General features: G+C 46.0%; 12 protein-coding genes. 5 read left to right on the top strand and 7 right to left on the bottom strand.

What is annotated here, in order from left to right:
• Positions 1 to 154: 154 nt before the first annotated feature.
• The 3 genes from QUB63_RS16045 to QUB63_RS16035 all read right to left on the bottom strand — a co-directional run bounded on the left by QUB63_RS16045 (position 155) and on the right by QUB63_RS16035 (position 2,700).
• The gene (locus QUB63_RS16045; RefSeq protein WP_332946251.1) at positions 155 to 346 is read right to left on the bottom strand and encodes a diguanylate cyclase domain-containing protein; all 192 of its coding nucleotides are present in this window, start codon (positions 344 to 346) and stop codon (positions 155 to 157) included.
• A 131-nt stretch (positions 347 to 477) separates the two neighbouring features.
• Complete coding sequence (queC, locus tag QUB63_RS16040; RefSeq protein WP_332946250.1) at positions 478 to 1,152, bottom strand: 7-cyano-7-deazaguanine synthase QueC; 675 nt, start codon at positions 1,150 to 1,152, stop codon at positions 478 to 480.
• Between the two features lie 219 nt (positions 1,153 to 1,371).
• Complete coding sequence (locus QUB63_RS16035; RefSeq protein ID WP_332946249.1) at positions 1,372 to 2,700, bottom strand: cytosine deaminase; 1,329 nt, start codon at positions 2,698 to 2,700, stop codon at positions 1,372 to 1,374.
• Positions 2,701 to 2,879: 179 nt separating this feature from the next.
• On the opposite strand from QUB63_RS16035, the gene QUB63_RS16030 reads away from it, so the two are divergent.
• The 4 genes from QUB63_RS16030 (at position 2,880) to QUB63_RS16015 (ending at position 6,773) form a co-directional block, all read left to right on the top strand.
• The gene (locus QUB63_RS16030) at positions 2,880 to 3,026 is read left to right on the top strand and encodes a hypothetical protein (protein ID WP_332946248.1); all 147 of its coding nucleotides are present in this window, start codon (positions 2,880 to 2,882) and stop codon (positions 3,024 to 3,026) included.
• Positions 3,027 to 3,109: 83 nt separating this feature from the next.
• Positions 3,110 to 4,357, top strand: coding sequence for a GTP cyclohydrolase II (locus tag QUB63_RS16025; protein ID WP_332946247.1), 1,248 nt, complete (start codon positions 3,110 to 3,112; stop codon positions 4,355 to 4,357).
• An 89-nt stretch (positions 4,358 to 4,446) separates the two neighbouring features.
• A complete protein-coding gene (locus tag QUB63_RS16020) occupies positions 4,447 to 5,529 on the top strand; it encodes an adenylate/guanylate cyclase domain-containing protein (RefSeq protein WP_332946246.1) in 1,083 nt (360 codons plus the stop codon).
• Complete coding sequence (locus QUB63_RS16015; RefSeq protein WP_332946245.1) at positions 5,526 to 6,773, top strand: URC4/urg3 family protein; 1,248 nt, start codon at positions 5,526 to 5,528, stop codon at positions 6,771 to 6,773. The genes QUB63_RS16020 and QUB63_RS16015 overlap by 4 nt, the downstream gene beginning before the upstream one ends.
• Before the next feature lie 691 nt (positions 6,774 to 7,464).
• Here the strand turns inward: QUB63_RS16015 and QUB63_RS16010 are convergent.
• Positions 7,465 to 7,899 carry a helix-turn-helix domain-containing protein gene (locus QUB63_RS16010; protein WP_332946244.1) on the bottom strand — a complete coding sequence of 145 codons (435 nt, stop codon included), beginning with the start codon at positions 7,897 to 7,899 and terminating at the stop codon, positions 7,465 to 7,467.
• Between the two features lie 142 nt (positions 7,900 to 8,041).
• On the bottom strand, positions 8,042 to 8,617 hold the full coding sequence (locus QUB63_RS16005) for a DUF4360 domain-containing protein (protein WP_332946243.1): 576 nt from the start codon (positions 8,615 to 8,617) through the stop codon (positions 8,042 to 8,044).
• An 862-nt stretch (positions 8,618 to 9,479) separates the two neighbouring features.
• Here QUB63_RS16005 and QUB63_RS16000 point away from each other — a divergent pair.
• Positions 9,480 to 9,626 carry a hypothetical protein gene (locus tag QUB63_RS16000; RefSeq protein ID WP_332946242.1) on the top strand — a complete coding sequence of 49 codons (147 nt, stop codon included), beginning with the start codon at positions 9,480 to 9,482 and terminating at the stop codon, positions 9,624 to 9,626.
• A 304-nt stretch (positions 9,627 to 9,930) separates the two neighbouring features.
• Here the strand turns inward: QUB63_RS16000 and QUB63_RS15995 are convergent, their stop codons facing one another.
• Positions 9,931 to 11,850, bottom strand: a complete 1,920-nt coding sequence (locus tag QUB63_RS15995; protein WP_332946241.1) for a hypothetical protein — start codon at positions 11,848 to 11,850, stop codon at positions 9,931 to 9,933.
• Between the two features lie 37 nt (positions 11,851 to 11,887).
• A complete protein-coding gene (locus QUB63_RS15990) occupies positions 11,888 to 13,267 on the bottom strand; it encodes a glycosyltransferase family 4 protein (RefSeq protein WP_332946240.1) in 1,380 nt (459 codons plus the stop codon).
• Between the last annotated feature and the right edge of the window lie 68 nt (positions 13,268 to 13,335).

Below are 13,335 nucleotides of genomic sequence, written 5' to 3'. Positions count from 1 at the left end.
ATGGGGGAAGATGAGAAAAATTCTGATTAACGGCCTTACAAATTCGCAGTGCTAGTAAGACAACTTCTGCCATATTCAAATTATTTATAATAATTAAAAATTCATCTCCACCTGTTCTAAAGACATCAATACCATCCGGTAAATTTTGGCAAATCTACTTAGCAATCTGTTTCAGTTTTTCATCGCCAGCAGTATGACCGTAGCGATCGTTGAAATATATAAATCCATCTCTATCTATCAAGATGATCCCAAATTTGGTTCCGTCGCCAGCAAATTGATCGAAGCGAGTTTGCATCAGTTTTCGATTACCCAATTCGGTGAAGCTGTCAATATCTGAATAATTCATCTAAGAAGCATCCTTTTCAAATCAAACAATGAATATCAAAATCACTACCCCAACAAAATAACTTGTAAGGTGCGTCAGGCTTGAAGCGAGTACGAAATAATTAGGGTTTGCCGTCTGACGCACCCTACATATTAAGCGTAAAGCACCGGATCTTGCAACCCCAATTCTTCAAAAGCGGCCAGCCGCAGCCGACAAGAATCGCAAACCCCGCACGCAGTTTCGCCGCCTGCATAACAAGACCAAGTTTGCTCCCAAGGCACTCCCAACTTGTTGCCCAATTCAATAATTTCTGTTTTTTTAAGTTCGATTAAAGGTGTGACAATCTTAATAGCTTCTCCTTCCCTTCCCTGCTTCGTTCCCAACCGGAATACTTCCTGCATTGCTTGGATGTAATCGAGGCGGCAGTCGGGATAGCCGGAATAATCTAAAGCGTTGACGCCGATGTAAATTCGCTCAGCTTGTAGAGTTTCGGCGTAGGCGAGGGCAAAGCTGAGAAAAATTGTATTTCTAGCTGGAACGTAGGTAATGGGGATGTTTTGCGACATTTCTGCAAGGTTGCGATCGATCGGCAATTCCATCTCATTATCCGTCAAAGCCGAACCGCCCCACAGCGTCAGGTCAAAGTTTACCACCTGATGCGCCTTAACATCCGCTGAAAGTGCGATCGCCCGTGCTGATTCCAACTCCCGCCGGTGCCTTTGCTGGTAGTCAAAGGAAATCGCGTAACACTCGCAGCCGTCGGCTTTGGCTTGATACAAAACTGTTGAGGAATCCAGCCCTCCCGACAATAAAATAACTGCTTTCACTTAAAACATCCTCGATCGCATCAGGTTTTATATTTATATCAAATTCCTTGGGAATTGACAAGATAGCAGTCCTAAATGATTCGTTGTGAAATAGATTTTTTTGAACGAACCGCTTTCGGATCGTTAGGCTTGCGCCGCGCGTAAGCGCTCTTGTCGCGAAGGAAGAGAAATGAAGGGAAGGGAAGAGAAGTTGGGTGCGGATTCTGCATTTTATCTAATTTACAACAAATCGTCTAGTTCGCGGTATTCGGGCAAGGTTGTATCAATTTCTCTACCCTGCCGCAAAACTGTGCGATCGCGCTGCGACCTAGATAACAGTTCGCTGAAATTCCGCGCCTTAAACAAAATCAAATCTGCTGGTAAACCAACGGCAATTTTTCCTAAATTCGGCAATCCCATTAAATTTGCTGGTGTCTCTGTCACTGTGCGCGGCCAATCTTCCCAAGGCCGATCTAAATGCGCGATGCGGACTGCCATATTAAAGACTTCTAAAACATCGTGATCGCCAAATCCGTAAAACGGATCGCGACAGTTGTCGCTAGCAACTGCGACGGGAATTCCTGCTGCTCTTAGTTCATGCAATACAGTCACTCCCCGCCACCTCGGTGTACGCCCAGATTGTCTGTCTTGCAGGTAAAGGTTGCACATCGGCAAGCTGACAATGCCAATATTTGCTTCCTTGACTAAATCGATAGTTTCTGTTACTAACTCTGGCGGTTGTACGGCTAAGCTACAGCAGTGCCCGCAGATAATTTGACCGCTAAATTTATGGCGGATGGCGGTTTTTGCTACTTCCCGCAGTGTTGTTGATTCTGGATCGTCGGTTTCGTCGGTGTGGAAGTCGAGGTTTAAACTGCGTTCTCGGGCTAAGCTAAATACTCGATCGAGTTGTTTGTCTAAATCGGGATTCATGTAGGCGACGCCGCCGAGAATGCCGCCGATTTGGGCAATTTTGTCTGCTAATTTTTCGCCGGCGGGTGTCAGGTAATAGTCGAGGGAAACTAGGGAAACTGCTTGCAAAATTAGCCGATCGCCCCATTCGGCTTGCAGCGCTTCAAATACTGCTAAACTAACGGTTCCCTGTTCCCCTGCGCTGTCGATGTGAGTGCGGATAGCTTTGGTGCCGTGGGCGTAGCTGCACTTGAGGCCGAACTGCATCCGCCGGTAAACATCCTCTGCATTCCAGTGTTTTTCGGCATCGGCGCGTACTGTGTCGATCGCGCTAGCAAATGTTCCGTCGGGATTGGGCGATCGTTCCCAAATGTGCCCTTTGTCTAAATGCGCGTGCATATCGACAAAACACGGCAAAACTAAGCCATTGCACAAATCGACAATTGCATTATCTGCAATTGGGAATAAATGTTCTGTACCTGTGGGGATGATTTGGGCGATCGTACCTGCTGCAATTTCCAAATCCACCGCACACAAACCGTTCTCAGCTTGTCTAATTGGGATAGTAATAGCCGCCGGCGCGATCGATTGCATCTCTAGAAGAGAAGCGGGCACGCGAGCATTTTTGAGCAAATAATTAGATGTACTTGGCAACATTAATTTTGTGAGTTAATATTTTTTTTAGAATTTAGCGCTACCAGTTGTAACTATAGCAACCCTTGCAAGATTTATAAACATCTCTTTTTCCCTCTTTCTTTTTTTCTAAATCCTCTGCGCCCTCTGCGCCCTCTGCGGTTAGTAAAAAAAATCTCATTGACATATGAAATATAATTGCTATGGAAAATTGGGTTAAATATATAGCTGTGGTGTTGGCAGTGCAGCCCGCTCGCGCTGAAGCACAAATGCAAAATTTTTATATTTTTAACGCAAGCCCCGAAGCCAGAGTCACAATTTTGGCTATCTCAGATACTTCCAGAGCATGAATCTTGTTGCTATCATAAATCACTGCTTCAAATTGCAATGAAGCTTCCAACCAACAGTAGTATCTATAGCAAGAAAGAAAACTGTGTCAAAACCCAAGCATATAGTTTTAACTTCCCATCCCGACAGATCCGGCACAAAACCTCTTCCTATTTACTGGGGAGAAATCGATCCTCTGAAACGGGGGCCTGTGATTGGTAGCCTCAGCAAATCGTCTCACCGGAATGCGATCGGCACTCATTCAGGTTCCTACTCTGTTTATCGAGCGCTAGCAGTTGCGAGCGGCGCACTCCAAGCCGATCACCGCCCCGATTTTACTAACACATCTCCGGCCGCACGCATCGGGCCGCACCCGAGTTGGGGCGATCGCAATTTGATTGTTTCTCTCGATCCGTTTGGGGGTTTGGTGAGCGAAATTTATACTTCGTTTTCCCAGCAGGGATACGATATTCGACCGACAATTGCTGTGACTAAAGCTCACATTAATATGCCGGAACTGCAAGATGCTATCGCTAAGGGGCGGGTGCAAATTGATGGCAAAATAGTCAAAGCAGGCGGTAATTTAGCAGTAACTAAAATTGCGATCGACCCGGTGTGGTATTTGCCAGGAATTGCTCGGCGGATCGGCGTTGAAGAAAGCGTTCTCCGCCGTGTCTTGTTCGAGCAAACAGGCGGTATGTTCTCGGATTTAGTGACGAGGCCGGATTTGCAGGTTTTTTTGCCGCCAATTGGCGGAACTACGGTTTATATTATTGGCGGTGTCGCGAATATTTCTGACCCACAGAAGCCGTTGGCGGTACGGGTACACGATGAATGCAACGGTTCTGACGTGTTTAGTTCGGATATCTGCACTTGCCGTCCTTATTTGGTACACGGTATTGAAATTTGCATCCAAACGGCACAATCCGGCGGTTCTGGGGTTATTGTTTACTTCCGCAAGGAAGGCAGAGCTTTGGGGGAAGTGACTAAGTTTTTGGTGTACAATGCCAGAAAACGGCAGGAAGGCGGCGATCGCGCTGATGCCTATTTTACTCGCACTGAATGTGTTGCCGGAGTTCAAGATATGCGGTTTCAAGAGCTAATGCCAGACGTGCTGCACTGGTTGGGTATCTCTCGCATTGACCGTTTAGTTTCCATGAGCGATATGAAATACAATGCGATTATCAATTCTGGCATTCAGGTGGTCGATCGCATCCCCATTCCTGAAGATTGGATTCCCGCAGACGCACAAGTCGAAATCGTCGCCAAAAAAGCCGCCGGCTACTACACGCCAGACCCCGTGCCTGATGCTACAATTCTTGCAGCAGCCAAAGGACGCGATTTAGGAGATTGAGAAGGCTTTGACGCGATCGATCGCACGCGAACACTCGCGTCTTTGCCAAAGAAAATTTATTGTTGGTTTTTGCTCGGTCAGGGTAGGTTATGGCTAATTTGCGTTCTACTGTTATCGTAAAAACAGATATTTGCGGCTATACCGCCAGAGTTAAAAAATTATCTCAGTCGGACTTAAGTAGTTTGTTAAACGCTCATAAAACTTTTATTTCAGATATTAGCACCAGAAATGAAGGCAGCGTGATTAAAGGGGAAGGAGATTCATTTTGGATGATTTTTCCCAGCGTCACGGCAGCGGCTGTGGCAGCCATAGAAATGCAGCAAGAATTGAGAGCTGAACAATCTAGCAAATCGAACGACGAACGATTGGCTATTCGCGTGTCGATTACATTAGGAGATGTCTTGCATCAAGATAAAGATATCTTTGGCGATACGGTGAATTTAACCGCGCGCATAGAATCAGTAACTCCGCCGGATGAAATATATTTGTCCCAAGCAGCATGGCTGGCACTCAACAAAGCCGAAGTACAAACATCTTTTGTCAACGAGTTTTCTTTGAAAGGGATGAGCGAACCTGAAAAGGTTTACAAAGTTGACCAAAGTTATAAGACGCGAATTGTGGAAAATCAAGCAATAATTAAAGCTGATTTGAGAGGTTTTATTGCTTATCAAGAATCTAATTCTATCAAAGATGTTGAATATTTGCTCACTAACTTCGATACTTTTGAAAAAACAATTTGCGAAGAATACGGCGGTACAATTCGGAGTATTGTTGGCGATTCGCATTTGTTGACTTTCCCGGAAGCTCACTCAGCCTTAGCTGCAATGGAAAGTTTGTGCGAGAATTGGAAACTGTTTATTCACGGGAATCAAATACCTTGCGGCTTGTCGGTGGGAATTGCTAAAGGAAATTTGTATATATTTCGGTCTTGCACTTACGGGAAAGATATTAACATAGCCGACAGGCTGGAAGATTTAAGTAAAATAGTATCTCCGGCTACAGAAAAAAATTCGGTGATAGTTTCCGATCAAATAAAACGCGAAGTCAGCGGCTCGAAGTGGGAATACAAGCTGATTAAAATCGATAAAAATGCGATTTTAGATAATCTTTTAGATTACAGTCAGTTTGACTTTTTTCAAGAAAACGATGTTTACCGATGTTTGGTTGTATGAAGTTGAATCAAATTGAACTTGAGACTGTAAAATATCTGAGAACGCCGGCTGCAATTCGCCAAAAGTGCGATCGGCTTTTTAATTTAGCCTCCGAAAACAAACTCTGTTTCTTCTGCGTCGATTTATCCCAACTCGACAAAGCAGTTAATTATGTAATTAACACAGCGCGCCAACAGTATCCCGATTTTAACATTCCCTTTCACAGTCGCTGGCGGCATTTTGAAGCCGGCAACCTGCCGCGAGTCACCGAATTGGATGCAGCTTTAACAGAATTTTTACCCATAGAACAAGCTAAAATAAAATTTGATTTAGCAATTGTCAGCGTTTTGCTCGATGCCGGTGCCGGTGCAGATTGGCAGTATTGCGAAGCACAAACCGGACAAGTTTACCGCCGTTCTGAAGGGTTAGCAGTAGCCACTTTTCGGATGTTTTGTCAAGGAGTTTTTTCCAGCAATCCCGATTTTCCTTGGCAAGCTGATTCTCGCGGACTTTCTCAATTAAAACTAGAAAGCTTAGCGGCGGGATTTCAGGTAAGCCGAGACAATCCGCTAGTTGGTTTAACAGGCAGATTAGAATTGTTGCAGCGTTTGGGAAAGGCAATTTGCCAACATCCATTATTGTTTGATAGGGAAAACCCGCGTCCCGGTAATTTGGCAAAATACTTGTTCGACCGTCGGGTTTCTGGAGTCAAAACTGTGAAGTGTGCTGAAGTATTGAGCGCTGTTTTGACAGGTTTTGGGGAAATTTGGCCGGGAAGATATGCCATTGGTGGCGTTAATTTAGGTGATGTTTGGCGGCATCGGGCTTTGACAGGAGAAAATTTGGGAGATGAATTTGTGCCGTTTCACAAACTCTCGCAGTGGTTGACTTATTCGCTGTTGGAACCGCTACAAGAACTCGGTTTAGCCGTCGCCGGATTGGACGAGTTGACGGGATTGCCGGAATATCGTAACGGCGGTTTGTGTTTGGATATGGGGCTGCTGCGGGCAAAAGATTCGGCTATTTTTGAGCAGAGTTATTTGCCGGGTTCGGAAGTTATCGTAGAATGGCGATCGCTCACTGTGATTCTTTTAGATAAAATTGCCGCAGCTATGCGAGAAAAGCTGCATTTGAGTGCGGCAGCATTGCCGCTAGTGAAGATTTTGCAAGGCGGAACTTGGGCGGCGGGGCGGAAAATTGCCGGGGAATTGAGGGCTGGTGGATTGCCGCCAATTCAGATTAAAAGTGATGGCACTGTGTTTTAACAGTTGACAGTTGACAGTTGACAGTTGACAGTTGACCGAAGTCAAGCGTGAAGTCGGAAGAAGAAAGAAGGTTGGTAGTGAGGACTTTAGTCCTCAGACTTTTATGCGGACTAAAGTCCGAACGATCAAACCTAATACCAATTTTTAAAGGTCATGTAACAGTAGCTAGGGCCGATCAAATGTAATCCCACCCGGTTAGAGATACTATTGTTACTGTTAAAAAGTATTCAATATCGCAATCCTAAATGATTATACTCGTTACCAGGCTCTGCCTGGTAAGGCATATCCGGAGGCTCTGCCTCCATTTTCGCAGACGAGGCTCTTCAAGAGTGACATCGGTTAAGAGGCTCTGCCTCTTAACCAGTTATTGAAAATGATTTAGGATTGCTATATAAGTGCCAACTTTTTATTTAATAGTATCTAAATTATCATAAATCACCCAACTCAGTTCTTGTTTTATGTGCTGCCATACCCGAGCGATTGGATTCAATTATAGGCTGTATGGTGGTTGTTGAAAAATCAGCAGACTGCATCATTATCTTTTTTGTTACTCTAACGCCTTGGTATAGCAACCGCCACATCTGGCGCGGACATAAATAACCCGATCAATAGCTCCCTGAAACCGCTCGCATAAACGGTTTGATTAGGGTACATAGTAAGCTGTCAACTGTCACAGGTCAACTGTCAACTGCTATACTTTTAATTTTGCTTTCATGCGATAGTGTAATTGCTTGTGTAATGTTTGATATTTGACTGATACCTGATAGTTATCTTCTACCCATGCCGCAATTTCTTTGTAACTCTTGAATTCACAGGAGTCCTCACTTAATTTTTCTGCAATTCCAGCTATTACGGCGGAGGGAATTACTCTGGGCCTACCAGTTGCTTGCCGTATTTTTAACAGTTCTTGCAGACCGCCAGCACTATATTGTTTTAACCATCTATGTACAGTAATTCTATGTACACCTAGACGTTTAGCTACATCTGTAAGGCTTTGGCTATATCCAGCCTTTAACCAATAAAGTGCTTGAATTTTTGAGCGATTAGTCAAGGTTCGTTGCTGCTCCAGAATTGTTTTTAATTCCTCGGATGTTAAATCAATTCTTTCTTGGTAGTTTACTTTCATAGAACCTTCCTCAAAACCTCAGCGTCATTGTAGCAAATTTTTCGGGAAATGGTATAAGTCTTAAAATTGTCATTAGCGCACCGATGACCCGGTTCCTTTACGAAACCGGGTCATCGGTGTGATGTTTTTTTGGCGGTTATGCTTAGCGGCAAGTGCGATATTTGACGTGATAAACTAAACCGCGATGAGCTAAATCGAAGGAGTCAACGGTGGCTGTGCCGGCACCGCGGGCTGTCATCGCAGCATTGACTCGCATATTTACACTGTCGCCGCAGCGAGACCAAACATCAGCTACAGTGGCTAAGCTATCTCGAACGTTGTAGTTGGTTTCGCCGTTGAAAGTGCGAGAATAAACTGGGCCCTTGGTTCCTGCGAAAAAGTATTCTGCTCTGAGGTTTCCGCTGGTTTTAGGAGCAACGTAACCGCGATAATCGGCATCGTAGATCGAAATTTGGAAGCCTTGGGGTACTTTGATGGGAATGGTCAGATTGCAGCTTTTCCGGGTTTCTGCTGAGACATTTCCCTGGGCTACAAACTTATCAAATAGGATGCTGAGTTCTTGACCGTCGGGGCTGACGGTGACGCTGGCGGAGCGGTCTGGGCAACCGGTACCGCCGTAGCTTGCACCTACTATTTGAACTGACGGAGTAGCAGCAAAGGCGGGGCTGATAGCAGCAGTCGTTAATGCCGTGGCTAGCAAGAGTTTTACAAATTTCATGGATGTTCTCCTTAATAAGTTAAGTTGTGTGTTAGAAGCAGCCTAAAAAATTTAAACTGAATTTAGGTAAGGTTTTTTAAACTTGGATGTGACGGCTGTCATCTTTCAAGATGAAAAGCCGTTCAAGCCAAGCTGATTACCTCAATTGCAGTATGTAGAGCCGGTTTTTTCGATTGGTGAATTAATCGAAAAAAAATGTTTTCTGGTGATACTTTCTAAGATTCATCTCTGTTCGTGAATGTTCCGGAAGATTCTTGTGCGAAACTCCGGATCTGTGTTATGGGGCTGTTTTGGAGCGGGAGACAGCGAGGGAGCTCGGTCGGGAGGCTTTTGGGGCGGATCTGCGTTCCCATAGGGCTATATTGTGCTGGGAGTGGGAGATGCGGACGATCGGCTTTACGGCCCTATTTCAGTTGACAGCTGACAGTTGACAGTGGACAGCACTTGACAATCATAAGTCCGAGGATGGGAGTAATGAATAGTCTTCTTTTAATTTATCAAGGGCGAAAAAGCTTGGGGCTTTAAACCCATTCTTTCTGGTAAATTGCATAAAATATATTTTTGCTGTATATACCAATACATTGATTTTCAAATAAGTTGACTAACTTAAGTATTGGTTCGAGCGGGCTATACTATGTAAATTGTCACATTTTAATGTCAGGAAAAACCTATATCTAGCAGGAGTTACAGGACTTTTGACCTGATATTCGCAAATTGCATTATCTAGATGTATTTACTGCATTTTATGGTTAAATTCTCTGTATTTAGTATAAATAATGGCAGCAATTACTACATAAAATATAGGTATGATGCTCACTGCTTGCGATCGACTAATAACATTTTTTGGACGAGGAAAAAAACAATGGAGACTACAGCACAGAAAGAAGCCCCAACTCAGCCTGTTGAGGAAGTAAAAATTCAGAATATCAACAGTTTGGAGTTTGAGCTTTGGGCTAAAGCGGTGAAACGGCAGATGATTGCAGCACTCTCTAAAAAGGGCGCGATTTGACATCTCTGGGTTTTTTGTGTGCAACTTGTGTTAATTAAATTAACAAAATTTTTGTCTGCATTGTTGTCCAAGAGCGATAAGTGGGGAGGGGAAGAGTTTTGAGATTGCGCCTCTTTCGGAGTTGCGGGAGGGGGAGAAGAAAGCATTTTCCTGATTCTTAGTTTTGGACGCACGGGTGGAAGGAAACCGGGTTTTTTTACGAAAATACTTCTGTTGCAATCGGCAGAAATGGTAAAAAACCCCGGTTTCTTTGTGTCAAGAGTGCGTCTAGGACTGTTCCCTCTGCTGAAGGCTTTCTGGCAGATTACGATCGCTTGTCAACCGCCGCCAGCAAGCGCAGACTTCCGTCTTGAATCTGCACCGCTTTCACCGTTCCCACAGCAACTCTTTGTTGACCGTTAGCCATCGCTACCTCAATCTTAATCTTGGGGTCAGCCTGCAAGCCCAGCCGCCCCCACAACCACTTGATTTGAGTAGCAGGAAAAGAGCGCACTTCTACATCTGCAAAGGGCGAGTTAACCCAGCGGGTGCCGTCGTAAAAACTCGCTACCTGCACCTGATACCAAACTTGTTCTCCGGTCAATTTTAACTCGTTTTTCGCGGTGGGTTCCAGCCACTCAGCGGGATTGATACTGCTAATTAAAGTAGCAGAACCCATAATTTGACTCTTGTGGTCTTCTAAACTTTCAGCTTGAGAAACTGCTTCTTCAAGTTTATTGACCAAATTCCGAATTCGACTTCTAGTTTCGCTGTCAGTATCTGATTGCTGGTCGAGCCAATTCATCGCCTCGCGAGTTCCGTCTTGAGACGCTACAATCAGGGCGCCCCAAGCCTTGACATCGGCATCAGCAGCATTGACTCTCAGGGCGGCGTCTACGCGGTTGAAGATCCGCCCGCCGTCATTTTTGAGGGTGGTGGCAATTTCGTGACTGTTGCTCGGATCGGCTTCAAATACTTGCAAAGCTTCGCTCCAGCGGCCGTCGATCAATTCTGCGAGAACTTGTTGGCTGGGACTGGCCCAAGATGCGATCGCCTGAGCCCGAGTAATTTTAGCGTGAAATTCGATCGTTTCTAGCTGAGCTTGCGCGACAGCCGGCCAATTCTGACCGGCTTTCCCCTTAGCAATACGCATGACATTTAATGCTGGAGACCACAGCCCGCTTTTCGCCAGCCGCAGCCCATTTTTATAAGTCTCGTCATTGAAGGCAAATTCTTCTAAAGAAATCGCTGTTAACTGAACTGGGTTCGGCAGAAATTTGCGCGGGCCAATTTGATAAATGGTAAATTGCGGCTCTAAACCAACTGTTTGGTCGATCGCCAACTGCGGGTTTTGGCCCTTAACAATTTGCTGCCAATTCGGCGCTTGTCCGGCCGCACTGGCCCAATCCAACAGCGAGATTAAATGATTTTGGCTGGGGTTGTAGCGAACGACTTGTCCGTAGGGAATTTTCTTGTCGCCCCGCACCAGTTGACCGCTGACATTAAACCAAATGCCCAATGAGGGGGGCTTGCCGTCAAAGCGGCGCAGTTCGGTCAGCGGTAGCGGCTGATTCGAGGCTTGATTGTTAGACGGGGAGTCATCCAAAGAAGCAATAACAAAAGATTCCGCAGGGCCTTCTATATTCACTGAACTTGCTAGCTGAAAATACTGCACGGTATCGGAATCGCGATCGGGAAGTTGCACCCGCTTGTACACGCGAAGTTCGACAATTTGACGGCAAGGATTTTTGCAAACAGTAGAAGCATTAACAGTCCTTTCCACCATCACCGGCAACAGCAAATCGGAAATAGAATTATCTGCCGATTCCTCGACGGGAAGCGGCAGAGGTTCTCCGGTTACGAATCCCAATTTGCGGATGCTGGCTTTGATTTGATCGAGAGTTTGGATCGAATCTCTGCTACCTGTAGGCAGGCGCGACCATCCAGGCACAAACTGAGAGATCAACTTGTTGCCGTTGGGATCGACAATTAGCTGGTAACTCAGCCAAGCGCCGCCTCCCATCAAAGCTGCACAGCCGCACAAGACGCTGAGGGCTGTCAAATTAGCTACCAGTCTTTTCCAGGGATATCTGGCGGGAGTTGGGGAAGCTGATATGGGAAGCTGGGACTCTTGAAGTTTTTTGGGGCGTCGGGTTTGGCGGCGGCGTCTTGTCGGAGGGGGAGCAACTTTGGGATTTTCTGGGGGTTTGGCTCGATTTTTTGAGGGGTTAATTTTGTGTTCCATCGTCGAATTTTAGAATTTAGAATTTAGAATTTAGAGTTTAAAATTGGAATAGCCGATCGTACTGCCGACCTATGATATCCCAGGTGTATTGGCTTTCAATTCGCTTTCGCGCGCTCAGAGACAGTTCTTGTCTTAGCTGATGATTTTCCAACAAAGTGGTAATCGCCTCAACATACTCCTGAACTTCGTTCGCCCGCAAGGCCCTTGTCGGTTCTCGGCCGCCACCGACGGCTAAACCCTCCAAACCTCGATCGCTACCAACTACAGGCGTTCCCGCAGCCATCGCCTCCAATGTTTTATTTTTAATCCCAAAACCAATCCGCATGGGCACCACACAAACAGCAGCCTGATGCAAATATTCTGCCACCCTTTGCACCCGGCCTACTACTTGAATTCCCGGAAGTTGCCCCAAGGCGAGGACTTCGGGGACTGGCGAGGCGCCGACTAAGGTGAGGGTAGCATCCCGATAGCGCTGCTGCAAAGGCGGCAGTATTTGCAAACTGAGAAACCTGGCCGCGTCTATATTGGGCAAATTGTTCATGGCGCCTGCAAAGATTAAGTTGTGACCTCCTGGATCGATCGACCGGTACGGAAATTCTGTCAAATCCACGCCGTTAGGAATGACATCAATTGGCGGCACAAAAAAATCTTGTTCCCCTCGGAGTCTCCCCGGAGGCGACAGCAATTCTAGGAGTTGCTCTCTGTCTGTGGATGTTGTCGCCACAATGCGGGAGAATTTGGCACAGTAGCGTTTTTCGTAGCGGGCGAGTAGGGGCAAATTTAGTCGATCGCGCAGGGGGTTTTGGGAAGTGCCGGTGGCTAAGATTTCCCTGCAAGTTCCCCAAACGGAACTGTGAATATTTGCCACTGTCAGCAGTTTTTGCCGCCATTCTGGACGCACGTAAATCTCGTTAACGCTGTGTTCGCAGGTAACAGCATCGCATTTGCCGGCTGTTACCAAATCGTCTGCCCAATTCTGCATGGTTCTTGAGTAGCTGGAGAGCAGGTTTGGAGGCGTCCCGGATAACAAAAATTGACTAAATCTGTGCAGTTTTCCTAGTATTTCGTTCATTTTCTCATCAATCCCCTGATTGAGGGGAGGAAAGAACCCCCCCTCAGTCCCCCCCTTGTTAAGGGGGGGAGGTAAGAATCCTTCCTCAGTCTCCTGGTGGAGTCTTAGCCCCCCCTTAGCAAGGGGGGGTTGGGGGGGTGTCTGCGGGTGGGGGAAAACTGCCAATTCTGTAACTTGCCCTCGTAATGCGTCGATTTGTGAGTCGGTGACATCGGGCGATCGCACAGTACCGAGAATTACATCATGCCGCCGGCTCAAGTATTGCAATAAATTAAACGTCCTTACCTGAGTTCCGCCGCGGCTTGGCGGATAGGGAAAAGTCGAGGAAAGCATCAAAATCTTCATGCGCTGTTCGATAAATAAAGTTGTCGCTGTCGCGATAAAATTGATTGATAAAACTTTTTTAACAATCT

The sequence above is a fragment of the Microcoleus sp. ARI1-B5 genome, assembly GCF_036705795.1.
Lineage (GTDB): Bacteria > Cyanobacteriota > Cyanobacteriia > Cyanobacteriales > Microcoleaceae > Microcoleus.
The sequence above is the reverse complement of the archived record's forward strand: the minus strand, read 5'-3'. Positions and strand labels throughout refer to the sequence as shown.